Origin of the sequence: Salinicola lusitanus, assembly GCF_038648475.1 — a bacterium.
Taxonomy (GTDB): Bacteria; Pseudomonadota; Gammaproteobacteria; order Pseudomonadales; family Halomonadaceae; genus Salinicola; species Salinicola lusitanus.
In genome coordinates, this window is the sequence record NZ_CP151919.1 from 3,583,340 (window position 1) to 3,606,994 (window position 23,655).

The 23,655-nt window shown below is 60.1% G+C and carries 20 protein-coding genes and 1 pseudogene; 16 read left to right on the plus strand and 5 right to left on the minus strand.

All coding sequences use genetic code 11. The annotated features are described in order from the left end of the window. Positions 1 to 2 precede the first annotated feature (2 nt). From cyoC to AAGT95_RS16160, 6 genes and pseudogenes are all read left to right on the plus strand, one after another. The gene (gene cyoC, locus AAGT95_RS16135; protein ID WP_071231185.1) at positions 3 to 620 is read left to right on the plus strand and encodes a cytochrome o ubiquinol oxidase subunit III; all 618 of its coding nucleotides are present in this window, start codon (positions 3 to 5) and stop codon (positions 618 to 620) included. Between the two features lies 1 nt (position 621). Continuing rightward, entirely contained in the window at positions 622 to 951 is a 330-nt protein-coding gene (cyoD, locus tag AAGT95_RS16140; RefSeq protein ID WP_071231184.1) for a cytochrome o ubiquinol oxidase subunit IV, read from the plus strand. Between the two features lie 7 nt (positions 952 to 958). Next, positions 959 to 1,852: a heme o synthase gene (cyoE, locus tag AAGT95_RS16145; RefSeq protein WP_071231183.1), complete on the plus strand. Its 894-nt coding sequence runs from the start codon at positions 959 to 961 to the stop codon at positions 1,850 to 1,852. 81 nt (positions 1,853 to 1,933) lie between these two features. Next, a pseudogene (locus tag AAGT95_RS16150) lies at positions 1,934 to 2,080 on the plus strand (IS3 family transposase); the annotation flags it as partial. A 76-nt stretch (positions 2,081 to 2,156) separates the two neighbouring features. Further along, positions 2,157 to 2,318 carry a metal-sensing transcriptional repressor gene (locus tag AAGT95_RS16155; RefSeq protein ID WP_239496096.1) on the plus strand — a complete coding sequence of 54 codons (162 nt, stop codon included), beginning with the start codon at positions 2,157 to 2,159 and terminating at the stop codon, positions 2,316 to 2,318. A 313-nt stretch (positions 2,319 to 2,631) separates the two neighbouring features. Further along, the gene (locus tag AAGT95_RS16160; protein ID WP_071231182.1) at positions 2,632 to 3,537 is read left to right on the plus strand and encodes a cation diffusion facilitator family transporter; all 906 of its coding nucleotides are present in this window, start codon (positions 2,632 to 2,634) and stop codon (positions 3,535 to 3,537) included. Between the two features lie 521 nt (positions 3,538 to 4,058). On the opposite strand, the gene AAGT95_RS16165 is transcribed toward AAGT95_RS16160, so the two are convergent. Then, complete coding sequence (locus tag AAGT95_RS16165; RefSeq protein ID WP_342594459.1) at positions 4,059 to 6,653, minus strand: heavy metal translocating P-type ATPase; 2,595 nt, start codon at positions 6,651 to 6,653, stop codon at positions 4,059 to 4,061. A gap of 277 nt (positions 6,654 to 6,930) precedes the next feature. On the opposite strand from AAGT95_RS16165, the gene lnt reads away from it, so the two are divergent. Continuing rightward, complete coding sequence (gene lnt, locus AAGT95_RS16170; protein WP_071230019.1) at positions 6,931 to 8,391, plus strand: apolipoprotein N-acyltransferase; 1,461 nt, start codon at positions 6,931 to 6,933, stop codon at positions 8,389 to 8,391. 237 nt (positions 8,392 to 8,628) lie between these two features. Next, positions 8,629 to 10,236 carry a peptidoglycan DD-metalloendopeptidase family protein gene (locus AAGT95_RS16175; protein WP_244179840.1) on the plus strand — a complete coding sequence of 536 codons (1,608 nt, stop codon included), beginning with the start codon at positions 8,629 to 8,631 and terminating at the stop codon, positions 10,234 to 10,236. Positions 10,237 to 10,587: 351 nt separating this feature from the next. On the opposite strand, the gene AAGT95_RS16180 is transcribed toward AAGT95_RS16175, so the two are convergent. The 4 genes from AAGT95_RS16180 to gorA all read right to left on the minus strand — a co-directional run bounded on the left by AAGT95_RS16180 (position 10,588) and on the right by gorA (position 14,576). Beyond that, positions 10,588 to 10,980, minus strand: a complete 393-nt coding sequence (locus AAGT95_RS16180; protein ID WP_087719747.1) for an ectoine synthase — start codon at positions 10,978 to 10,980, stop codon at positions 10,588 to 10,590. A gap of 85 nt (positions 10,981 to 11,065) precedes the next feature. Beyond that, entirely contained in the window at positions 11,066 to 12,331 is a 1,266-nt protein-coding gene (ectB, locus tag AAGT95_RS16185; protein WP_332779570.1) for a diaminobutyrate--2-oxoglutarate transaminase, read from the minus strand. 48 nt (positions 12,332 to 12,379) lie between these two features. Beyond that, positions 12,380 to 12,958: a diaminobutyrate acetyltransferase gene (ectA, locus tag AAGT95_RS16190; protein WP_342594460.1), complete on the minus strand. Its 579-nt coding sequence runs from the start codon at positions 12,956 to 12,958 to the stop codon at positions 12,380 to 12,382. Between the two features lie 256 nt (positions 12,959 to 13,214). Beyond that, positions 13,215 to 14,576: a glutathione-disulfide reductase gene (gene gorA / locus AAGT95_RS16195; protein ID WP_342594461.1), complete on the minus strand. Its 1,362-nt coding sequence runs from the start codon at positions 14,574 to 14,576 to the stop codon at positions 13,215 to 13,217. Positions 14,577 to 14,795: 219 nt separating this feature from the next. On the opposite strand from gorA, the gene AAGT95_RS16200 reads away from it, so the two are divergent. From AAGT95_RS16200 to pepQ, 8 genes are all read left to right on the plus strand, one after another. Further along, a complete protein-coding gene (locus AAGT95_RS16200) occupies positions 14,796 to 15,440 on the plus strand; it encodes a carbonic anhydrase (protein ID WP_342594462.1) in 645 nt (214 codons plus the stop codon). A gap of 179 nt (positions 15,441 to 15,619) precedes the next feature. Further along, positions 15,620 to 17,209 carry an ABC transporter substrate-binding protein gene (locus AAGT95_RS16205; RefSeq protein WP_342594463.1) on the plus strand — a complete coding sequence of 530 codons (1,590 nt, stop codon included), beginning with the start codon at positions 15,620 to 15,622 and terminating at the stop codon, positions 17,207 to 17,209. Next, on the plus strand, positions 17,206 to 18,252 hold the full coding sequence (locus AAGT95_RS16210) for an ABC transporter permease (RefSeq protein ID WP_342594464.1): 1,047 nt from the start codon (positions 17,206 to 17,208) through the stop codon (positions 18,250 to 18,252). The genes AAGT95_RS16205 and AAGT95_RS16210 overlap by 4 nt, the downstream gene beginning before the upstream one ends. After that, positions 18,249 to 19,190: an ABC transporter permease gene (locus AAGT95_RS16215; protein ID WP_342594465.1), complete on the plus strand. Its 942-nt coding sequence runs from the start codon at positions 18,249 to 18,251 to the stop codon at positions 19,188 to 19,190. The genes AAGT95_RS16210 and AAGT95_RS16215 overlap by 4 nt, the downstream gene beginning before the upstream one ends. 4 nt (positions 19,191 to 19,194) lie before the next feature. Continuing rightward, the gene (locus AAGT95_RS16220; RefSeq protein WP_342594466.1) at positions 19,195 to 20,211 is read left to right on the plus strand and encodes an ABC transporter ATP-binding protein; all 1,017 of its coding nucleotides are present in this window, start codon (positions 19,195 to 19,197) and stop codon (positions 20,209 to 20,211) included. Then, a complete protein-coding gene (locus tag AAGT95_RS16225; protein ID WP_342594467.1) occupies positions 20,208 to 21,263 on the plus strand; it encodes an oligopeptide/dipeptide ABC transporter ATP-binding protein in 1,056 nt (351 codons plus the stop codon). The genes AAGT95_RS16220 and AAGT95_RS16225 overlap by 4 nt, the downstream gene beginning before the upstream one ends. 118 nt (positions 21,264 to 21,381) lie before the next feature. Beyond that, entirely contained in the window at positions 21,382 to 22,320 is a 939-nt protein-coding gene (locus tag AAGT95_RS16230; protein WP_342594468.1) for a LysR family transcriptional regulator, read from the plus strand. Beyond that, positions 22,317 to 23,654: a Xaa-Pro dipeptidase gene (pepQ, locus tag AAGT95_RS16235; RefSeq protein WP_342594469.1), complete on the plus strand. Its 1,338-nt coding sequence runs from the start codon at positions 22,317 to 22,319 to the stop codon at positions 23,652 to 23,654. The genes AAGT95_RS16230 and pepQ overlap by 4 nt, the downstream gene beginning before the upstream one ends. Position 23,655: the final 1 nt, after the last annotated feature.

A 23,655-nucleotide genomic window follows, 5' to 3' on the forward strand; every position in this document is an offset into this window, starting at 1 on the left:
TCATGGCAACCGACACAATCAAGCAACATGACGCTCATGCCCACGACGGGCATGAGCACCACGACGCAGGCGCAATGAAGATCTTCGGGTTCTGGATCTACCTGATGAGCGATCTGGTGATCTTCGGGACGCTGTTCGCCACTTTTGGGGTGCTGGCCAACGCCACTGCGGGTGGTCCGACCTCGCAGGAGATCTTCGAGCTACCTTTCGTGCTGGTCGAAACCTTTCTGCTGTTGATCAGTAGTTTCACCTTCGGTCTGGCGGTCTTGGCGCAGAATGCTGGCGACCGCGGCGCCGTCCTCAAGTGGTTGGCGGTAACGTTCCTGCTGGGCTTTGGCTTCGTCGCGATGGAGGTGTACGAATTCCATAACCTCATCGCCGAAGGCTACGGTCCGGACCGTAGCGCCTTCCTGTCAGCCTTCTTCACGCTGGTCGGTACCCATGGTCTGCACGTGACCTTTGGCCTGATCTGGATCGCGATCATGTTCTTCCAGATATCCAAACGCGGGCTGGACAGTGTGACCAAACCCCGAATGCTGTGCCTGAGCCTGTTCTGGCATTTCCTGGACATTGTCTGGATCTGCGTCTTCTCCTTCGTCTACCTGATAGGAGCGATGTGACATGAACGATAGTCACACTTCTCACGATGGCACCAGCCACGGTAGCCATAAATCTTATACTGTTGGATTGATTCTATCGATTGCGCTAACGCTGGCGGCTTTTGGCGTAGTCATGCTGGGGAAATTCAGTATCCTGGCAACTGCCATTACGGTGATTGTCACGGCGGTAGTTCAGGTCCTGGTGCAGTTAATTCTTTTCATGCATCTCGAATTTAGAACTCAGCAGGGTCGTGAATCTGGTGGATTTTTTGTATTTACGGCGGTGATCATAGGACTGATTGTCGGGGGATCACTATGGATCATGCACCACCTCCGTCTGAATTTGATGTGATAGCCAAGTGACATACAAGGCTTACAGTTCGTTGACCAAGCCCGGTATCATCTTCGGCAATCTCGTCACAGTCATCGGCGGCTATTTCCTGGCCGCCGGTGGCCGTTTCGAACCGTGGTTATTTCTGGCAGTGGTACTGGGCACCTCGTTGGTCGTCGCGTCCGGCTGTGTTTTCAATAACATTATCGATCGCGATATCGACGGCCATATGGCACGCACTCAGTCTCGAGCCATGGTGACCGGCGAGATTTCGATTCCGATCGCCCTGCTGTTCGGGTGCTTGCTGGGTATCGTCGGTTTTGGCCTGCTGGCGTGGATGACGACGCCGTTGGCTACCGGATTCGCGGCATTAGGCTTTGCCATCTATGTGGGTGCCTATAGCCTCTACCTCAAACGCCACTCGGTCTACAGCACGCTGATCGGAAGTTTATCCGGCGCATCGCCACCGGTGATCGGATACTGTGCGGTGACGGGCACGTTCGATCTGGGTGCCCTGCTATTGCTGATCATTTTCAGCATGTGGCAGATGCCGCACTCCTATGCGATTGCCATCTTTCGCTTCGACGACTACGCCTCGGCATCGATACCCGTTCTACCGGTGAAGCACGGCATCGCGGTGGCCAAGCGACATATCGTGATCTACACGGTGCTGTTCGTGATCGCCTCGGTCATGCTATCGGTTGCCGGCTATACCGGATGGGCCTACGCCATCGTTGCCGTTGCCGTGGGCGGTTACTGGCTCAGTATTACGCTCAGAGGCTTCCGAACCACCAATGATCAAGCCTGGGCTCGCAAGGTCTTCGGTATCTCGATCGTGGTGGTAACTGCATTGAGTGTCATGATGTCACTGGATAGCCGAATGCCGATAGCCGAATCGCTGCTGTCGCTTGCATCAGGATGATCGGATCGAGATTGACGGATTGACCTTCCCCCTGGTTTAAGTCCGCCCACAATGTGAGAAGCCGCCGCTCCAAGCGGGGCCAATTTGTCCATGGAGCGGTTATTTCGAAGCTACAAGAGCGAATGGATGTCCGCGACCGGTTACTTATCGGTGCGTTAGGCTTTACGGGATATCGGCTTCTACCTGATGCTGCGCTACAACCAGCAGCGCCCCTACATGCATGCATGACGTTCCTTGTGCCTCTTCGTTATTTCACGATGGCCATTTCGTGTGATGGCTATCGATCACAAAAGCGTGCCGATGAGTGCTGCAACAGATCGCCGCGATTCGCGGGGCGGTGAATGGGTTGATGGCCGCCGTCATGGAGGGGCACCTGACTGATCACGTCGTCAGGGAGCCCGAACTGGCGCAGCGGCAACAAGACTTGGACGCGGTACTACAGGTCATTAAGTCCTACCTCAAGTAAGGCAGATAAAAGCCTGGCACACGGAAGACTCAAAATGAATGAGAGTAAAAAAGCAAGACCACCACCACCCGCTCGAAGAAAAGGCTCAAAGGCACTGGCGCCGGTACGACGATCACCAGCGACTAGGATGACTTCTGCTACGGGACGACAGCCGTGGCGAGCCACGGCTTCCTTTGTGAATATATCCAATCGTAATGTGGCAGGTGCAAACTGCCTTTCATTAGCGCGGAAAAACATATCGACCCAATGGCCTGATAGAGAGTGAGAGCGGCTCGCGGGGAATCTCGATGGCCAATATACGAAGGAGGCATCAATGTCAGACCACAATCATAGCCATAGTGGCGGCAAGACCTTGTTGTTTGCACTGGTCTTCACTACAGGTTTTGCAGCTGTCGAAGTATTCGGCGGCCTGATAGCTGATTCGCTTGCCCTGTTATCGGACGCAGGCCACATGCTTACCGATTCATTGTCGTTAGGGATTGGTGCCTTCGCCGCTTGGCTGGCCAAGAAGCCGGCATCGCGTCAGCATTCCTTTGGACTCAAGCGCGCCGAAATTCTCGGAGCCCTGTTTAACGTGCTGTTTATGTTCGGAGTGATTGTATTTATCGCCTATGAAGCGATCCGCCGCATGGCAGACACCCCCGCTGTTGCCGGTGGCATGGTTTTGGCGATCGGCGGGCTCGGTTTGCTGGTGAATATCGCAGTGGCTTGGGCGCTGATGCGTGGAGAGCAGACTATAAACGTTCGCGGAGCGCTCCTGCACGTAATGGGAGACTTGCTGGGCTCGGTCGCTGCGCTGGTTGCCGGGGCGGTCATTTATCTGGGCGGGCCGCCCATTGCGGACCCGATCCTGTCTCTTTTCGTCAGCCTATTGATTCTGGTATCCGCCGTTCGACTACTGCGTGAGGTGACGCAAGTGTTGATGGAAGGCGTGCCAGAAGGAATCGATGCACATGAAGTCGGCTGCGCCCTTGTCCGGGTCGACGGCGTTTTTGCTATCCATGACATGCATATCTGGAGCCTATCATCAAACAGTCAAGCTCTAGCGGCGCATATTGATGTGGAAGCGATGGGACGATGGGAAGAGATACTGCCGCAGTTGCAAACGATATTGCGGGGGCGCTTCGGTATTGAGCACACCACCTTACAACCCGAGGATGCCGCTATCCGTCACGTTTGTGATGCCGATCCTGATTGCGGGGCTGGTGATGTGAATTAGGAGACCACAGGCAGCAGAGCCCCGTCTAGGCTGCATGTAACAGCGTCAATAAAGAATAGCAAGCCCCCTAGGGGGCTTGCCTGCTTCTGAACCGCTCCTGCCGTCGTGCGGACACCTTTCGGTTGACGAGACCAGCGGCATATCCACGCCAAGATCGGGGGTGTGGAGATGTCATGGGCTCTATGCCTGGCTGGAAGTGTTTATGAATCCATTCTCGCTACGATGACCATGTGACTCTCGGCGTTCTGCCAATAGGACAGCATGAACCGTGCTGCTTTCATTGAGGCGTTTCTCTTGCTGACCAAGTTGCGACAATGCGGACGCTTCCATACCCACGCCGTCGTCCTCAATGTCAATAATCCGTTATTTCTGTGTATGCGACATGCCACGCGTCCGCGAGACCTCCGCAACCAGCCCGCCACCGAAGTTTCCCAACGCGGGAAGCAATGCCAGGCCGAACACCATCCAAATGCTATCCATGATCACCTTCCCTGGTCGATGTCTAGCTCTAGCACTCGCCTTCAAGCACTCGCCGGCGAAGCGGCCTGGCCCGAGCTTTCCGGCGGCACATTGACGGAGGCTCCACCGCCGCGTGTCGGGCCCTGTCGATTCTCGAACCGTAACAGACGCAGCGCATTCAGCGTCACTAGTACGGTGGCGCCGGTATCAGCCATGATAGCCACCCACAACCCGGTCAGACCAAACATGGTCGTCAACAGGAATACCGCCTTCAGGCCCAGCGCGATGGTGATGTTCTGGCGAATATTGTTCATGGTGGCGCGAGCCAGACGAATCATGGTCGCTATGTCGGTCACGCGATTACGCAGCAAGGCGCCATCGGCCGTTTCCAGGGCGACATCGGTGCCCGAGCCCATGGCCACGCCGACGTCGGCGGTGGCGAGTGCAGGCGCGTCGTTGATCCCGTCGCCCACCATGATCACCCGGTCCTTGGCGACCATTCCCTTGATTGCCGTGACCTTGTCGTCAGGCAGCAAGCCTGCCTGGAACTCGATGCCCAGCGGATCGGCAATCGCTTTCGCGGTACGGGGGTTGTCACCGGTCAGCATCACCGAGCGGATGCCCAGTGCCTGGAGATCCTTGATGCCGTCGATGGCGTCCGTGCGCGGCTCGTCACGCATGGCAATCAGTCCGACGATCGCGCCGTCCCTAAACACCACGACGGCCGTCTTGCCCTGCTCCTCCAGCGCAGCGATCCGCGTCTTCAGAGCCTCTGTCAGTACGCCCTGGTCTTCAGCGTAGCGTGGCGAACCGACATAGCTACGATGACCGTCCACGCTTGCCTCGACACCATGGCCGGCGATGACGCGTGCGTCCGCCCCTTGAGAAAACGCGATATGACGCGATTCGGCATGACTTAACACCGCCTCGGCGAGCGGGTGGCTGGAGCCGGCCTCGACACTGGCGGCCAAGGCAACGACATCAGCCTCATCGTGGTCATCGGCAGCCGCTTGCACGTCGGTAACGACTGGTTTCCCGGCGGTCAGGGTGCCGGTCTTGTCGAAGGTCACGAGGCTAGCCTTGGCGGTGGACTCGATCACCGCGCCCCCCTTCAACAATAGCCCGCGGCGTGCCCCGGTAGACAGCGACGAGGCGATCGAAGCCGGTACCGAAATTACCAGCGCACACGGGCAGCCAATCAACAGCAGCGCCAGGGCTCGATAAGTCCATTCACCCCAAGCGCCGCCGAAAAGTAGCGGAGGAATGATCGCAACGAGTAGCGCGGTACCGACCACAGCGGGCATATAGACACGGCTGAAGCGATCAATGAAACGCTCGGTGGGCGCACGGGCTTCCTGTGCTTCTTCCACCAAGCGGATGATCCGCGCGATGGTATTGTCTTCGGGCGCCTTGGTGACGCGAATACGCAGCACGGCATCATTATTGATGGACCCGGCGAAGACCGACTCGTCGAGGGTCTTGCTCTTGGGCACCGATTCACCGGTCACCGGCGATTCATCGATAGAAGACGTTCCTTCAATGATCTGCCCATCGGCAGGAATCCGGTCGCCGGGTCGCGCGACGACGATCTGACCAATCTTCAGATTCGCGGCATTGACCTTGCGAGTCGCCCTCTGTGCGTCTTCGACCAGCGCGCTCTTGGGCACTAGATCACCCAGCGCGCGAATACTCGAGCGGGCACGATCCGCGGCCACCCCTTCAAGCACTTCGCCGACGGCGAACAGGAAGACCACCAGCGCCGCCTCCTCGGCGGCACCGATGATCAGCGCGCCACCGGCAGCGATGGTCATCAGCATTTCTATCGTGAATGGCATGCCCGCTCGTGCAGCGGAAAAAGCACGTTTCGCTACGGGAACCAGCCCGACCAGACACGCCAGGATGAAGCCCCAATAAGCCAGAGACTCCGAGGCCACCAGGCGCACCGCCACGGCGGCCAGCAGGACAGCCCCGGTCATGACCACCAGCCGGCCCTTGCCATGCAGAAACCAGCGTTTCGGTGAGGCCGACACTGCCTCGGCGACGCCTTCGTCAGCTGTGGAGCTGGCGCCATTGGAGCCATTACCGGTTATGGCGGTGCGCGGCGTTACACTGTAACCGAGCCGCTTGATCGATTTCTCGACGCTGTCCGGCGAGGTTTGCTGTTCGTCGAGCTTCAGCGTGAGCGTCTCGTTCATGACCGACACTTTGACGTCGGAGACTCCCGGCAGGTTCTCTACACCGCCACGAATTTTCGCCGCGCAACTGGCACAGTCCATGCCGCCGACCTTCCAACTGAGCGTGCCCTCGGTATCGGCCTCTTCGGCTGTCGCCATCGTCACGTCGCGGTCATGGTCATGGTCATGGTCATGGTCATAGTCATGTCCGTGACAGTGGTCGTGGTCGTGAGCCTGGCTACCGTCACAGCCGCCGTGTGAATGGCTCTCGTCCGGATCACTATCCTGTCCAGCGGCAGCGGGCTTGAACTGGACGCCATAGCCAAGCCGCTTGACGGTCTTCTCGACTTGCTCCATCGAGGTTTGTCGCGTGTCCAGCCCAAGCCTCAGCGTCTCCTTCATCACCGAAACCTGAACGTCGGAAACGCCTTTCAGGCGTTCCACCGCACCACGGATCTTGCCGGCGCAGCTTGGACAGTCCATGCCTTGAACGGTCCACTGGTATGGGTTATCGGATACTTCGGGATTTGTAGCTGGCATGAAAAGTTACCTCGTTCAATTTCTGTGTTTAAACTCTAAACCTTCTAGTGGCTATAGAGTCAAGCCGCATCGTCTTACTGGTAGTGAAGCATGCGAGGCGGGTAGAAAACGACTTGCGAACGACTGCGACGGCCAATAGAAGCATGACTTTTGAGAATGGCCATAATGTTTTTCCGAGGCGTTTTTGATAAAAGTGGCCCGTCACGTTAAGGAGCAACCCATGCGATTTTCCTGTCGCCCCTGGATGGGATGCGTGTTAGCGGTCTTCGCAGGGGCTCTAACGACGCTAACCTTCTCTCCCTTCGAGCTTTGGTGGCTGGGGCCGGTCGCCGTCGGCCTCATTTACTCAGGCCTGGATGACCTGACACCGGGTCAGGCAGCCCTGCGAGGCTGGTGTTATGGCATCGCGCTGTTCGCCACGGGAACCTCATGGGTCTACGTGTCGATCCATGAGTACGGTTACACGGGGGTGCCGCTATCGGTTTTCCTTACAGCCCTGTTTGCCGCCACCTTGGCGCTTTTCTATGCCATTCCCTTCTGGTTCTATCGGCGCTTTACTGGCTCGCGTCTAGCCTTTCTCTCCTTCGCCGGCGCGTGGGTGTTGATTGAAGTGCTACGGACATACCTTTTCACCGGTTTCCCTTGGCTATTGCTGGGGAGCGCGCACGTCGATTCTCCTTTAGCACCATTGGCCCCGGTTGGCGGGGTGCTGCTGTTGACATTGGTTACCGCCCTGACGGGCACGCTGGGGGTGGAGTTCCTGCGTCGACGCTGGTGGGCAGGGGGCACGATCGCCGCTCTATGGCTGTTCCCCTTGATGCTTCCTACTCAGTGGACCATACCCAGCAAGGAGCCCGTACAAGTGAGCCTGTTACAGGGCAATCTACCCCAGCTAAGCAAATGGACAAACGAGGGGCAGCGTAACGCAGTCAGCACCTATGCCCGATTGACCCGCAACATTGCTGAAGACATAGATCTGGTTATCTGGCCGGAAACGGCGATTCCTATGTATCAGCGTCAAGCCGAGCCGCTGTTGGAGCGGGTTAAGGCTACTTTGCCATCAGGAGCCGAACTACTCACCGGTATCGTGCAGCGCGACGACTCGGGCCGCTATTACAATGCCGTAGTCGGTGCCGGCGAGGTTACGGATGTGTACCGCAAGTCGCATCTGGTACCGTTCGGTGAATACATCCCGATGGAAAAACAGCTACGTGGCATTATCGCTTTCTTTGATCTGCCGATGTCAGACTTCACGGCAGGCAATTCCGAACAAGGCCCGATCCGAGCCGCTGGACTGCGCATCGGCACGGCGATCTGTTACGAAATTATTTTCCCGGACTTAGTGGCACAACGCGCCGATAACGCTGAGGTGTTGCTCACGGTGTCCAACGACACCTGGTTCGGTGACTCCATCGGGCCGCTTCAGCATCTGCAAATGGCCCGGCTACGCGCCCTTGAAAATGGTCGCTATGTTATGCGGGCAACGAACAATGGGGTGACGGCCATCATCGACCCGCAAGGTCGCATTATCGATCGCGCGACTCAATTCAGGATGACCACCCTCAACGGAGAAATCCGGGCCATGCGGGGAGAAACGCCATTCACACGCACCGGAAGCTGGCCAACCTGGCTATTGTCAGCAGCGCTGGTTATATCCGGGGTACGCAGGCGAAATAGCTAAAAGACACCGTTATCGACAGTTAGGCAAGCCACTACAAAATGTCATTATGCGCAGAGGCTTGCCCTGTAGGGTAGGCACATCGTGTTGTTTGGGGTAAAGTGCCGCCATTTCACTTCACTTGGTCTATCATAAGCTCTCATGCTAAGAATCCTTCGCTTCCTGCCTCGCAGCCGAAAATTACTGATTTTACCTATAGCTACGCTAGTCACGTTACTAGGAGCGCAGGAAATCTTCTCTGTGTTAAAAGCTTCTAATGGAGATGATGCGCCCCTTAACGAGGCTAGTTCGCCAAGCATTGAGTTATCTACTCGCTTCCAAGCTCAAGCTGACACCATGACAGCTGTTAAAGTCAGCACCAACTACAAATATACGGGCCCCGCTCAGGCTTCCACCGGACTTACCAAGCCCACGGCAGGCTCGCCGCAAAGCCTCCTATTGGTAACAGACGAAGTTGAAACTACTCGCGTTTCTGAAACAACTGTCCAAGACAGCGTTGTTCGTGCGGCTACACCATTAAACCCCAGCGTTCCTACAACCAAGCCGGAAAGTACTAAAGACGCTAGCGAACTGGATAGCCAGGCGCTGCACATGGCGATTCGACTTACCGACTCGTCAACAGAAGCCAACGATCGCAAAGTTGGCGGGACTTCCGATGTTGGTTTATCTGTCGACCTAATACATAACGATGAAAAAGTAGACATGGAAGAAGAACTGGTAGCCAACGAAAGATTCGTCCCATCTTGGGAAACTTATACCATTCAATCCGGCGATACTTTCGCGGACATGGCCGAACGCATTCTGGGACTAGGCTATGATGAAGTTATGCAGCTTCTCGAAGAAATCCCGGACGAAAGGACATTCACTCGCTGGCGTGTCGGTGATAACTTTGACTTTAAAATTAACGAATCTGGTGAATTATTGGCACTGCGAATCATGGAGGATGCACATTCCGGCCTCCTGATTGAACGCGACCACGACAGCAAGAGCTTTGAGGTTACTCGTCTTGAAAAAACGGCTCGGAAAACGGAGCGATTGTTTTCAGGAACCGTCAATGGCAGTTTTGCTCAGTCAGCCAGCGCCACTGGCTTATCTTACTCAGAAGTGTCTGATCTGAGCGATCTACTTTCGAAAAAGATAAATTTTCGCCGTGCTGCCCGGCGAGGAGATCAATTCCGAGTTTTGGTAGAAACCGATATGATTGAGGGTCAGGCTGCTGATTCGCGCATCCTTGCTGCTCACTACAAAGGCAATAAAAGAGACCTAGCTATCGTTAGGAATCCTGCTGATGACAATTTTTATACCTCTGAAGGCTACAGCCTCTCCCCGGCATTTAACCGGAAGCCGTTTAAAGGCGACTACAGGATAAGCTCGCCTTTTAACTTGCGGCGAAAGCACCCAATCACTGGCCGAGTTAGTCCGCATCGAGGCACTGACTTTGCAGTAACCATTGGCACTTCGATTCAATCTCCAGCAAATGGACGTGTTGTCAAATCGGCCTATCAAGCAAATGGCGCTGGAAACTACGTTGTGATCCGCCATGACAACGGCTACAAGACTCGCTATATGCACCTATCCAAACGCTTGGTATCTGAAGGCGAGCGCGTTTCCAGAGGCCAGAAGATTGCACTATCCGGCAATACGGGTCGTAGCACGGGGCCTCATCTTCATTACGAATTAATGGTTAACAATAATCAAGTCGACGCCATGCGCGTCAAATTGCCGGAAGGCAAGCAGCTATCTGGACAAGCATTAGCAGCCTTTCAAAAGGAGGCCAAGCAGTTCTTAGCTCAGATTGATCACGACACAACTTTATCTATGATTGCTAGCCAATCGAAATTACCTTAGAAAAACGCATTTCCAATGAGCCTGAGTATCCACTCAAAATACTTGGACCGGAGTCTGATAACCCAGACGCTGCGGGCAGGTTGTTGAGCCTCTCTACGACCTACCGCAGCTCAGCGTCGATGACTTCTCGAAAGGCCGTACCCTTCAAAATTACTGGCGAATTAGTCCGTTGGTATTCTGTTTTCACGGCACCAAGTCGAGGCTCCATCGCGAGATCTCGTGCTATCAGAATAAACGTAGCGGGAATTTCACATTGCCGGTGGATCCGGTTTCTGGGAGGAGGTCAGGATCAAAAAAAGACCGCATAAGCGGTCTTTTTTTGTGCCTGAATGAACGATGGCGCGTTGAGATTTACTCGGCCGGTGCGTAGGAGCCGTCTTCGCGGTGAATTTCACGGCCAGTTAGCGCAGGGCTGAAGACACAGGCCACGGTCATGCCCTTTTCCTTGCCACGCAGCCAATGCTCATCGTGCTGGTCGAGCAAATACATGTCGCCGGCCTTGATGGTATGGATCTTGCCATCGGCGATGGTTTCCACTTCACCCTCACCTTCGTAGCAGAACACCGCTTCGATGTGGTTCTTGTAGTGAATGTGGGTTTCCGTACCCGGATGAATACGCGTGATGTTGAATGAAAACCCACAGCCGTCTTCAGCCAGCATCAAGCGAGTGCTGTCCCAGTTACCGTTCTCGGCTTCGACAAAACGATCGGTTTTCATACACTCTGCAAGATTACGTACGATCATCGATTACAACTCCTGGTGGGTGACTACGTGAAAAGGCGGTATGAAAGACGGCCATCGAAGGCCGCCTTTCAGCGTCATTTCCGCCTCAGGCAAAGGCTTCCTTGGCGCTGCGTTCCAGAATGTCCAGGCCTTCGAGAAGGTCTTCATCGCTGATCACCAGCGGACACAGGCATTTCACGACTTGGCCACCCTGCCCCGCGGTTTCGATGATGAGTCCATTTTCAAAGGCTTTCGCCGTGATCTTGTCCGCCACGTCGCCGTCGCGCACGTCGATACCGCGCATCAGTCCGCGGCCACGTTCGCTCGCGGGATAGCCCATTTCGGTCAATGCCGCGGCAATCTTGGCGAAGCGCTCTTCGACGATACGGCCTTTGCGCTGGATATCGCGCTCGAACGTGTCGTCGCTCCAGAAATGTCTGAGCGCGGCGGTCGCCGTCACGAAAGCCATGTTGAAGCCGCGGAACGTGCCGTTGTACTGGCCAGGCTTCCACTTATCCAGTTCAGGGCGCATCAGCACGTGGGCGAACGGCAGCCCGTAAGCGGATAGCGACTTCGAGTTGGTGACGATGTCCGGCACGATGCCGGCATGCTCGAAGCTGAAGAACTTGCCGGTACGGCCACAACCTGCCTGGATGTCATCGACGATCAGCAGGATGTCATGCGCGCGGCAGATGCCTTCCAGACGCTTCAGCCAATCCAGGCCTGCCGGGTTGATACCGCCCTCGCCCTGCACCGTCTCGACGATCACGCCGGCCGGCACGTCGAGCCCGCCAGACTTGTCGCTCAGCAGCTTCTCGAAATAGTCGAGTGTGTCAGTGCCTTCCCCGAGATAGCCATCGAACGGCAGGAAGCTGGCACCCTGGGTCGGGATACCACCGGTCGCTTCGCGGAACTTGCGGTTGCCGGTCGTCGCCAGTGCGCCCATGGTGACGCCATGGAAGCCATTGGTGAAGGTGACGATGTTATGACGCCCCTTCGCCACGCGAGCCAGGCGAATCGCGGCTTCGGTAGCGTTGGTGCCCGTCGGTCCCGGCAGATGAACCTTGTAGTCCAGTCCGCGCGGTTTGAAGATCACTTCTTCCAGCGTCTCGAGGTAGTCACGCTTGGCGGCGGTCCACATGTCCAGACCATGCACGATGCCATTCGAGGTGATGTACTCGACCAGCGCTTCCTGCAGCTTCGGATGGTTGTGACCGTAATTCAGGGTGCCGGCGCCGGCGAGAAAATCGATGTACTCGCGGCCATCTTCCGCGGTCAACCGCGCGCCCTGCGCCTTGGTGAACACGATGGGAAACGAGCGGGAATAAGTCCGGACTTCGGACTCCATGCGTTCGAGAATCTGGGTCTGCATACAACCTCCCTGGTTGGCGATGCGTGATGAGGCGGATCGCAATCCGCTCTAGATGCGTTGCGGGTCGAACGGCCCGATCCGGACGAGATTCTCCGGATCGTGCTCGCCGCCCAACTGGTCGGTCGAGAAATATTCGCGGCTGATGAGCGGTGCTTGCCAGCGATCCGCAAGACGTTTGAACAGTCCCCACGAAGCCTGGTTGTCGGGCGTGATGGTGGTTTCCAGGTGATTCAGGCTGGCGAGCTCCGGCCGGGTCAGCACCGCCTCGACCAGGCGGCGGGCGAGGCCCGTGCCTCGAGCTTTCTCCCCTACTGCCACCTGCCACAGAAAATAGATGTCGGGCGCGGCGGCTTTGACATAACCGGAAACGAACCCGACGATCTCGCCATCCTCCGTCGTCGCCACGGCGCAGCTGTCACGGAACTGGGTGGCGAGTAATAGATAGGCATAGCCAGAGTTGACATCCAGCGGGGGGCAGGCCTTGACCAGTTCATAGATGCCCCAGCCATCTTCGGTGGTGGGCTTGCGAATGAACAGAGGCATGTCTGGCTTGCCCACGACGGCATCGGCAACCGTCGGTCGTGCCAGATCTGCCGAAGGGGTGAACGCCGGGTTGGGATTGGTCATCGTCATCATCGCTATGGCGAAATTGGGATCAAGGATAGCAGCGTGCCGGGATTGCTTCAAACGGCAGGTTATTTTGCCACGCTTAATCAATAAATATTATTTATATGGATGTTGCCGCCCTCTTGCCTATTGAGTCTAGACGAGCCGCGAAAAAACGTGGCATGAATGCAGCGATCGGAAGTCGCTCGTTCGGCCGCAAACGACAATGGCCGCCTCGAAGGGCGGCCATTGGGATCGGATAGCGATCGAACCTGGATCAGCGGCGCGTAACGCTTCGCATGGTGACGAACTCTTCCGCCGCGGTCGGATGGATGCCCACCGTGGCGTCGAAGTCGGTCTTGGTTAGCCCGGCACGCACGGCAATCGCGATGCCCTGTATCGTCTCTCCAGCCTCGTCGCCCACCATATGGGCTCCGACCACCCGATCGCTGGCATCGTCCACCACCAGCTTCATCAGGCAACGCTCGTCGCTGCCGGATAGCGTGTGCTTCATCGGGCGGAAATCCGCGCTGTAGATGCGTACCGTTTCGAATCGCTCGCGCGCTTCTTCTTCGGTGAGACCGACGGTGCCGACATTGGGATGGCAGAATACCGCCGTGGCGATGTCCTGGTAGTCGAGCGGCCCCGGCGTCTTGTCGCCATAGTGGTGCTGGACCATGTGCATCGCCTCCGCCAGGGCGACCGGGGTCAGTTCGGGGCCGCCGGTCACGTCACCCAGGCCGAGGATCGAGGGCACGGAGGATTCGTATCGTTCGTTGACCTTGAGCGTGCCATCGGTGTTGAGTTCGACCCCGAGCGCCTCCAGCCCCAGACCTTCGAGGTGCGGACGACGGCCGGTGGCGACCAGCACCGCGTCCACCTCTAGCCGTTCGCCGTTGGTCAAGGTGACCTCGAGTCCACCCTCGACCTTGCGGATACGCTCGATGTTGGCCTCGAAATGCAGGTTGACGCCCTTCTTGGCCATCTCGTCGCGGGTGAATTCTCGCACTTCCTGGTCGAATCCCCGCAGGAACAGCCCGCCGCGGTAGATCAGGTGCGTATCCGCCCCCAATCCGTTGAAAATGCTGGCGAACTCGACGGCGATATAGCCGCCGCCCAGCACCAGGAAACGGCGTGGGAAGCTGTCGAGATCGAACACCTGGTTGGAGTTGACGGTCAGTTCGCTGCCCTCGAACTGGGGCGTCCAGGGCCAGCCACCGACCGCAACCAGTATCTTCTCGGCGGTGATGCGCTCGCCGTTGATCTCGACGGCGTTGGCGTCGACGAGCTTGGCGCGACCGTTGATCAGCCTGACGCCGGCACCTTCCAGCAAGCGGCCATAGATGCCGTTGAGGCGCTTGATCTCCTCGACCTTATTGTCACGCAGCGTCGCCCAGTCGAAAGCCGGCGCCTGGGGAATGGTCCAGCCGAATCCACGGCTATCCTCGAATGCGTCGTGAAAGTGGGCAGCGTAGGAGTACAGCTTCTTCGGCACGCAACCCACGTTGACGCAAGTGCCGCCGAGATAGCGGTCTTCGGCAACGGCGACCCTGGCGCCGGTCGCTGCGGCGGTGCGCGCGGCGCGGACACCGCCCGACCCGGCCCCTATCACGAAAAGGTCGTAATCGTAATTCGCCACTGTGAGACTCCTAGAGAAATGTTGGAGGGATCATACCAGCCCGGCGTCGACGTCGGAAAAGCCCAAGGCTATCGGTGTGATATAGAAAATGCTTCGGTGCCATGGGGCTGGCGTTCGCATGGTCGACCGGGTGACTTCGAAAATGGCGACGGATGGCCTAGAATCGCTGATTCGATCGCGAACCAGTGGTTCGTCCACCCCCACTATCAGGTTACCGTCATGAACGATATCCAGACTCTTCTCGAGCAGAACCGCCACTGGGCCGACGGGATTCAGCTGCGCGATCCAAACTTTTTCGCTCGACTTTCTCAGCAGCAGAATCCCGACTATCTCTGGATCGGTTGCTCCGACAGCCGAGTCCCCGCCAATCAGATCGTGGATCTGCCACCCGGCGAGGTGTTCGTTCACCGCAATGTCGCCAACCTGATCTATCACAATGACATGAATGCGCTGTCGGTCATCCAGTTCGCCGTCGACGTGCTCAAGGTCAAGCACATCATGGTCGTGGGCCACTACGGCTGTGGCGGCGTCAAGGCCGCGATCACCGGTGGCGAGCATGGCATCGTCGACTACTGGCTCAACAGCGTCAGCGAACTCTATCAGCAGCTCAGGCCGGAGATGGAGCCGCTCTCCCTGGACGAACGGGTCGATCGGCTGTGCGAGCACAACGTGCGGCTTCAGGTCGCCAACCTGTGTCGCACCAAGATCATCCAGCGGGCCTGGGAGCGAGAGCAGCCCTTGTCGGTGCATGGCTGGGTCTACGGGCTCAAGGACGGCCGCGTCAACGACCTGGGCTGCACCGTCTCCCGTGCCGACCAGACGGGGACCATCCGCATCCAGCCGACCATTCCCGCCCAGAGCTGATCGCTCCCCGTCGGGCCGTCGCGACGCGCCGTTCATCGCCGCCATTCGGCGACTGAATGGCGCGCAACAAGATTTCGATTGGGCTGGCCGACCATTCATCAGTAAGGTGGTGATCGGCAGGCTCGGCTTCAGCCCGATCGATCCGGTAACGACGTTCAATAACAATAGCGGAACCCGCAATGCGTCTCACAACGTTCCTGCTCGGCCTGATGGTCGGGGGGCTGCTGGTGCCTCTCTCGACGGGGGCCGCGCTGGCTGACGACAGCCCCATCACGCTCAGGGTCGCCTACGATACCGACCCGGTTTCGCTGGACATCCACGAACAGCTCTCCATCGGCATGCTTCAGCTGTCGCACCTGGCCTTCGACCCGCTGGTTCGCTGGAATCGCGAGCTCGATTTCGAGCCTCGCCTCGCCACCCGCTGGGAGCAGCTTGACGATACGACGATGCGCTTCCATCTACGCCACGGCGTCACCTTCCACAGCGGCAATGCGTTCACCGCCAGGGATGTCGTCTGGACGCTGCGCCGGCTGCAGCGGAGCCCGGACTTCCGGGCCATCTTCGCGCCGATAAGCCGGGTAGAAGCCGTGGACGCATTCACCGTGGACCTGGAAACGCGTCAGCCCTACCCGCTGTTGCTCAACCTTGCGACCTATATCTTTCCGATGGACAGCCAGTTCTATTCCGGCACCTCGGGCGGAGGTCTCGACAAGAGCGATATCGTCAAGAACGGCAATTCATTCGCCTCGGGCCACCTCTCGGGCACCGGTCCCTTCGAGGTCGTGAAACGCCAGCCCGGCGCCAGGATCGAGTTCGAGCGGTTCCCGAACTACTGGGACACCGACTCACCCGGCAATGTCGAGCGCCTGGTGATGACGCCCATCGCCGAGAACGCCACCCGCGTCGCCGCCTTGCTCTCCGGCGACGTCGATTTCATCTCCCCGGTCCCGTTCAATGCGGTCCAGCGGCTTCGTCACGCCGAAGGGGTCAAGCTGGTCACCATGCCCGGCACCCGCATCACCATGCTGCAGCTCAACGAGCAGCGGGTAGCGGCCTTCCGCGACCGGCGCGTGCGCCTGGCTTTCGCCTACGCGGTCAACCAGACCGCCATTGCCGAGCGCCTGCTGAAGGGGTTCGCGACCCCCGCGGCCCAGATGTCACCCCAGGGATACGAGGGCCATGTTCCGACGCTGATCCCGCGCCACGATCTCGCCAGGGCTCGCGAGCTGATGCGCGAAGCCGGTTATGGCGATGGATTCTCGGTTACCCTGATGGCGCCCAACAACCGCTACGTCAACGATGCCCAGACCGCCCAGGTGGCGCTGGCGATCGCCGCGATGCTGGCCAAGATCAATGTCACCGTCGAGTTCGAGACCCTGCCCAAGAACCAGTACTGGGCCGAGTACGACAACCGCGCGGCCGACATGATGATGATGGGGTGGTATTCGGATACCGGCGACTCCGCCAACTTCTTCGAGTACCTGACCTTCTGCCCCGACGCCGAGACCGGCGCGGGCCAGTACAATGCCAGCGAATACTGCAATCCACGGATAGATGCGCTGGTGAAGCGGGCAAACCTCACCATGCGGCCGGCGGCGCGAGCCCGGCTACTGCAACAGGCCGAGCGGGAGATTCATGACGACGCCCCGTTTATCCCCCTGTACTGGCAGAATCTCGCCTGGGCGGCGGCCGATCGCGTCGAGATCGCCCCGGTGCTCAACGTGATGAACATGCCTTACCTGGGTGACGTGGTGGTCCAGCCCCGATGATATTCTTCCTGATGCGTCGGCTGTTGCAGGCCGTGGCGGTGATGTTCGTCATCAGCGTGATCGGATTCGCCATTCAGGACGGGTTGGGAGACCCCGTTCGGCAGCTACTGGGGCCGACGGCGACCGATGCCGAGTCCACGGCGCTGCGGCACTCGCTCGGCCTGGATCGGCCGCTGTGGATGCAGTACCTGGATTTCGCCGGCGACGCCGTGAAGTTGGACTTCGGCGACTCCTATTTCTTCCATGAGCCTGCGCTCGATGTCATCGCACGCTACCTCCCGGCCACCCTGGAGCTGGTTGCCGCCAGTGCGGTGATCACCCTGCTGCTGTCGGTGCCGGTGGGCATCTTCTGCGCGATCCGGCCTCGCAGCTGGCTGTCACGGGGGCTGATGGGGCTATCGCTGATCGGTATCTCGGTGCCGGTCTTCCTGAGCGCCATGGTGCTGATCCAGCTCTTCTCGATCGGCATCCAGGTGACGCTGTTCCCCACCGGCACCGGCTGGGGGCAGTGGCTCAACCAGTTGCTCTCCATCCAGGGCGGGATGCCGGCCTACGGCCGTGGCAACCCCGTCCACGTCTGGGGTGTCTGGTACACCAACTTCGCCTCGTGGCAGGGCCTTCTCTATCTGCTGCTTCCCGCCCTCTCCCTGGCGTTCGTCATGCTGCCGCTGTTCGTTCGTCTCATTCATGCCGAGATGCTGGAGGTGCTGGAGTCGGATTACGTGAAGTACGCCAGGGCCAGAGGCTTGCGACCTTCACGGATCTACTTCCTGCACGCGCTCAAGAACACCCTGTTACCCGTGGTAACCCTCGGCGGGGTCCAGATCGGTACGCTGGTCGCCTATACCCTGCTGACGGAGACCGTGTTCCAGTGGCCCGGCGCCGGTCTGATGTTCCTCGATGCCATCGAACGGGCCGACATGCCGCTGATCGTCGCCTACCTGATGGTGGTCGGGCTGATATTCGTGGTGACCAATACCCTCGTCGACCTGCTCTACCGGGGCCTGAATCCACGGGTAACGCTGAGCGGGAGGTCGGCATGAGTTTCGAGAATGGCTCCCCATCCACCGCATGGCGCCGCTTTCGCGACTCCTATTTCCTCTACCGGCTGCAGCGAGACCGGCGCGCCCAGATCTGTCTGCTGCTGTTCGGGATGCTGATGATCGGACTGCTGCTGACCCCGTGGATCGCCCCGAGCAATCCCTACGACCTGGCCCAGATCAACCTGCTCGATTCTGAGCTGCCCCCGTTTTGGATCGCCGGCAGCGAGCCTGGCCACCCGCTGGGTACCGATGCCCAGGGGCGGGATCTGCTGTCGACCATGCTGTACGGCGCTCGCGTCTCGCTGGCGATCGGCTTCGGGGCGGTGCTCGTTCAGTCCCTGCTGGGGACGGTGCTGGGGCTGCTCGCCGGTTATCGAGGAGGCGTCGTCGACGCTTTGCTGATGCGGCTGGCCGATATCCAGCTATCGTTCTCGACCCTGATGATGGCCATCGTGGTCGGTGCCGTGGTCAAGGCGGCCTTCGGCGGCGCATTCTACGGCGACTATGGCGTCGCGATCCTGATCACGATCATCGGCCTGAGCGAGTGGCCGCAGTATGCCCGCACGGTGAGGGCCAGCGTGCTGGCGGAGAAGCGCAAGGAGTACGTCGAGGCGGCCCGAGTACTAGGCTTCTCCAGCTACCGCATCATGTGGCGGCACATTCTGCCCAATACCCTGTCGCCGATCCTGGTGCTCTCCACGGTCCAGATCGCCAACGCCATCATGGCCGAAGCGGCGCTGTCGTTCCTGGGCCTGGGCATGCCCGAGACCAAGCCCTCATTGGGGTCGCTGATCAAGTCCGGGTTCGACTACCTGCAGTCAGGCTCCTGGTGGATCACGCTGCTGCCCGGTCTGTTTCTGGTGCTGCTGGTGCTGGTCGTCAACCTGCTGGGGGACTGGTTGCGCGATACGATGAATCCCCGTCTCTACAAGGGTTAATGGCATGGCGCTGCTGGAAGTGGAGCATCTCGATGTGCGTTTCCCGTTGAGGCACGGCGAGATTCGCGCGGTACGCGACGTGAGCTTCGCGCTGGATCGCGGCGAGCGGCTGGGGATCGTGGGCGAATCCGGCGCCGGCAAGTCGGTGCTCGCCTTCAGTCTGCTGAGGCTGCTCTCCCGCCCGGGCCGCATCGCCCGGGGCCGGGTTCGCTTCGAGGGGCATGAACTGACCCGGCTGTCCGATCGCCAGCTGCGCCGGATCCGGGGCAACCGGGTGGCGATGATCTTCCAGGATCCGCTGACGACGCTCAATCCGGTGCTGACCATCGGCCAGCAGATGATCGAGAGCCTGAAGGCGCATCGGCGGATCTCCTCCCGCCGCGCCAGGAGCGTGGCCCTGCAAAAGCTGCGCCAGGTCCAGGTGTCGTCTCCCGAGCAGCGCCTGGCGCAGTATCCGCACCAGCTGTCCGGTGGCCTCTGCCAGCGGATCGTCATCGCCATCGCCCTGCTGCTCGACCCCGACATCATCATTGCCGACGAACCCACCACCGCGCTCGATGTCACCATCCAGGCGGAGATCATCGCCCTGCTCAAGCACCTGTGCGAGAAGCACAACGTCGGTCTGATCGTGATCTCCCATGACCTGGGGGTCATCGGCCGGCTGACACAGCGGCTGCTGGTGATGTACGCGGGCCGCATCGTCGAGCAGGGGCCGACCCGGGCGATCATCAACGACGCCCAGCACCCCTACACCCAGGGCTTGATCAACGCCCTGCCCCAGATGGCACTGCCACGGCAGCCGCTGGCCCAGATCCCCGGCAACATGCCGAGTCTCTCCCAGGTGCCGGCAGGATGCGCCTTCCATCCACGCTGTCGCTACCGCCTCACGCCCCAGGGCCAGCCTCGCCGGGATTGCAGCGAGCGGGTCCCCGAGGCCGTCGTCTCCGGCGAGAGCCAGGTCGCCTGCCACTGGGTGCGGGAACTGATCGCTACCCTGCCCATCGAGGAGGAGGCAACATGACACCGGCCGATTCGCTGCAGACGCTGGGTCGTGCTGCCGATGCGCCGACGCCGCTGCTCAGGGTCGAAGGGCTCAGCAAGCGCTTCGCGCTGCATCCGGAACGCCTGTTGCCGTGGCGGTTCGACAAGCGCTCCCGCGCCTGGCGACGTCAGCGAATTCATGCGGTCAACGGTGTCGATCTGGAGATTCAGCGTGGCGATGCGCTCTGCGTGGTGGGCGAATCGGGATGTGGCAAGTCGACCCTGGCGCGTCTGATCGCGGGACTGCTCTCCCCCTGCAGCGGCGAAGTGCATTACGACGGCCAGCGTGTCGATCATCTGACGGCGAATCAGTGGCGACCCTACCGTCGGCGCTTGCAGATGATCTTTCAGAACCCCTTCGCCTCGCTCAATCCTCGCCTGACGGTACGCCAGACGCTCGAGGAGCCCATTCGCCTTCACCATACCGACTGGTCGCGCGCCCGGGTGCGCGACGGCGCCGATGCGCTGATGGCCGACGTGGGGATCGACCTTGGCTGGAGCGAGCGCTTTGCGCACGAGTTCTCCGGCGGCCAGCGACAGCGTATCGCCATCGCCCGGGCCCTCAGCGTGAACCCGGAGTTCATCATTGCCGACGAGCCCGTCTCCGCCCTGGACGTCTCCGTGCAGGCCCAGATCCTGAATCTGCTCATGGACGCCCAGGCGGAACGTCGCCTGACCTATCTGTTGATCACCCACGATCTAGCGGTCGTCGAACACTTTGCCACCCGAGTCGCGGTGATGTACCTGGGCACGATCTGCGAGCTGGCGGACGCCGACACGCTGTTCGCCAATCCTCGTCACCCCTACTCCCGAGCGCTATTGGCGGCGAGCCCCAGGCTGCGGGATGGCCAGGTTCAGACGATGCGCCTGAACGGTGAGACCTCGATGCCGATCGAGCCGCCAAGCGGTTGTGTGTTTCGCGCCCGCTGTCCGCACGCCAACAGCCGCTGTCAGCGCGAGCGTCCATCGCCGCGGACACTCTCCGAGGGCCATCGGATCGCCTGCCATGCCGTCGAGGAGGGGCGCATCTGATGGCAGTCACCAATAGGCGACCCCGGGCCCATCGGGTAGGCTGTCCCGGGTCGACGCCACGCTACGCCAACTCGCCGCCCGGTGCCTCGCAACAGCAGGATCCACGATAGAGAAAGCCATGGAACTACGTTGGCTAGAGGATTTCATCGTCCTGGCCGAAACGCGTCATTTCTCCCGCGCTGCCGATCAGCAGAACGTCACCCAGCCGACCTTCTCGCGACGCATCAAACTGCTCGAGGAGTCGATGGGGACCACGCTGATCAACCGCCAGACGCTGCCGCTCAGCCTGACCCCGGCCGGCGAGGAGTTCCTGATCCTGTGCCAGCAGATCACCGAGCGGGTGCGGGTGACGCGGGAGCGGCTGAAGAACCTCGGCCATGAAGACGCCCGCCGCATCAAGCTCGCTGCGCCACAGAGCCTGGTCACGCATTTCGTCCCGGGCTGGCTGGAGGCCCACGCCCTTCATGCTCAGGTGGAGCCCTACCTGCGAGCCACGAGCTGGCTGGTCGGGGAGTATTTTCAGGCGCTCGAACGCGGCGAGGTGGATCTGGCACTGTGCTACTGGCCGGAGAGTCGCACGGCGCTGGAACTCGACCTCGGCGGCGTGCGCTATCTCGAGATTGGCGAAGAGCGCCTGGTGCCCGTCAGCCTGGCCAATCTCGACGGTCAACCGCGCTTCGTGCTGCCGGGCAGCAAGCGTGAGCCGGTGCCGCACATCGCCTATCACCCCAGTGGCCTGATCGCGGCGGCGCTACACGCCCATTGGGGACGTTCCCGTCAGGAAGTCCACCTGGCTACGCTCAACGAAAACATCCAGACATCCAACATTCGCGAACTGGTGCAGCAGGGCTATGGGCTCGGATGGTTACCCTGGCGCACCGTTCGCCACCTGCTCGAAGCCGGCGAACTGACCCGGGCCGGCGATCAGCGCTGGGACGTGCCGCTGTCGCTGCGCCTCTATTTTCGTCACGATAGCCGTCACCCCTCACTGCCGGGGCTGCTGCAGCAGCTCGCCACCGGCTCGACGACAACGTCAACGACAGGACACGCGCCATGAGCTCTCAAACCGCTAGCGCCGAGACACGCCAACGCGCCCATCTGGAACGCCTGGAGGCTGCCTATGCCAGCATCCTTGCCACTCAGGGGTTCGACGCCGTGCTCATCTACAGCGGCCATGCCGGCGTTCATTTTGCCGACGATCAGGAGACCTCTTTCAGGAGCTATGGACACTTCGTCCACTGGACCGGTGCGAGCCACCACCAGCATGACTGGTTGTTGATCCAGCCGGGCAGCATGCCCCGCTGGTATTACTACGCCCCGGCGGACTTCTGGCATCTCTCCACGCCGGCGCCGACGGGCGTGCTGGCGCAGATGATGACGCTGGAGCCGCTGCGTGACACCGGCTGGCCGCCGCCGCGCCAGATCTCCGCACGGCGACTGGCGGTGATCGGCGACCTGGATGCCTCGGCGATGCCACTGGGCGCCGAACTCAACCCACCGGGGCTGCTGGCGGCACTGGACGAACTCCGCATGCGCAAGGACGATCACGAACGTCATTGCCTGTTCGTCGCCAACCAGTGGGCCCTGGCGGGCCACGAGGCGGCCCGTGCCGCCTTCGCCGATGGCGCCGGCGAACTCGACATCCAGCTCGCCTACCTCGCCGCGACCCGTCAGCGCGAATTCCAGGTTCCCTACCAGAACATCATCGGCATCAATCACCATGCCGGTACCCTTCACTATCAGCACTACGACCTGGAAGCGCCCGAGTTGCCGCGGTCGCTGCTGGTCGACGCAGGACATGCCCATGCCGGTTACGCGGCGGACATCACCCGTACCTGGGCATCCGCCCACGCCGACCCGCTATTCGAGCGCCTCCTCGAGGGCGTCATCGACTATCAACAGCGACTCATCGCCCGCCTCGCCCCGGGCCTGTCGTTCGTCGATCTGCATCGGGAAATGCACCGCCATCTGGCCGAGCTGCTGGTGGAGACTCGGCTGGTCACGCTCAGCGCCGAGGCCGCGGTAGCGTGCGGCCTGACCCGGGCGTTCTGCCCCCATGGGCTGGGGCACAGCCTGGGAATTCAGGTCCACGACGTGGCTGGGCGCCAGCGCGATGACCGGGGAACGCCGCTACCGACGCCGGCGGAGGACCCAGCCCTGCGCCTGACACGAACGCTCGATGCCGGCATGGTCGTGACCATCGAGCCCGGACTCTACGTGATCCCGATGCTGCTGGAGCCGTTCCGGCACGGCGCCCAGCGCGACGCGGTCGACTGGGTGGCCATCGATCGCCTGCAGGATCATGGCGGCATCCGTATCGAGGACAACGTGATCATCACTACCGATGGTCACGACAACCTGACCCAGGGCACATCCGTCGTCGAGGGCTGAG

Bases quoted from the DNA above. Each gene is read 5' to 3' on its own strand.
- cyoC (WP_071231185.1), top strand. From the start codon at position 3: ATGGCAACCGACACAATCAAGCAACATGACGCTCATGCCCACGACGGG.
- cyoD (WP_071231184.1), top strand. From the start codon at position 622: ATGAACGATAGTCACACTTCTCACGATGGCACCAGCCACGGTAGCCAT.
- AAGT95_RS16160 (WP_071231182.1), top strand. From the start codon at position 2,632: ATGTCAGACCACAATCATAGCCATAGTGGCGGCAAGACCTTGTTGTTT.
- AAGT95_RS16165 (WP_342594459.1), bottom strand. From the start codon at position 6,653: ATGGACTGTCCAAGCTGCGCCGGCAAGATCCGTGGTGCGGTGGAACGC.
- lnt (WP_071230019.1), top strand. From the start codon at position 6,931: ATGCGATTTTCCTGTCGCCCCTGGATGGGATGCGTGTTAGCGGTCTTC.
- AAGT95_RS16180 (WP_087719747.1), bottom strand. From the start codon at position 10,980: ATGATCGTACGTAATCTTGCAGAGTGTATGAAAACCGATCGTTTTGTC.
- ectB (WP_332779570.1), bottom strand. From the start codon at position 12,331: ATGCAGACCCAGATTCTCGAACGCATGGAGTCCGAAGTCCGGACTTAT.
- ectA (WP_342594460.1), bottom strand. From the start codon at position 12,958: ATGACCAATCCCAACCCGGCGTTCACCCCTTCGGCAGATCTGGCACGA.
- AAGT95_RS16200 (WP_342594462.1), top strand. From the start codon at position 14,796: ATGAACGATATCCAGACTCTTCTCGAGCAGAACCGCCACTGGGCCGAC.
- AAGT95_RS16205 (WP_342594463.1), top strand. From the start codon at position 15,620: ATGCGTCTCACAACGTTCCTGCTCGGCCTGATGGTCGGGGGGCTGCTG.
- AAGT95_RS16210 (WP_342594464.1), top strand. From the start codon at position 17,206: ATGATATTCTTCCTGATGCGTCGGCTGTTGCAGGCCGTGGCGGTGATG.
- AAGT95_RS16215 (WP_342594465.1), top strand. From the start codon at position 18,249: ATGAGTTTCGAGAATGGCTCCCCATCCACCGCATGGCGCCGCTTTCGC.
- AAGT95_RS16220 (WP_342594466.1), top strand. From the start codon at position 19,195: ATGGCGCTGCTGGAAGTGGAGCATCTCGATGTGCGTTTCCCGTTGAGG.
- AAGT95_RS16225 (WP_342594467.1), top strand. From the start codon at position 20,208: ATGACACCGGCCGATTCGCTGCAGACGCTGGGTCGTGCTGCCGATGCG.
- AAGT95_RS16230 (WP_342594468.1), top strand. From the start codon at position 21,382: ATGGAACTACGTTGGCTAGAGGATTTCATCGTCCTGGCCGAAACGCGT.
- pepQ (WP_342594469.1), top strand. From the start codon at position 22,317: ATGAGCTCTCAAACCGCTAGCGCCGAGACACGCCAACGCGCCCATCTG.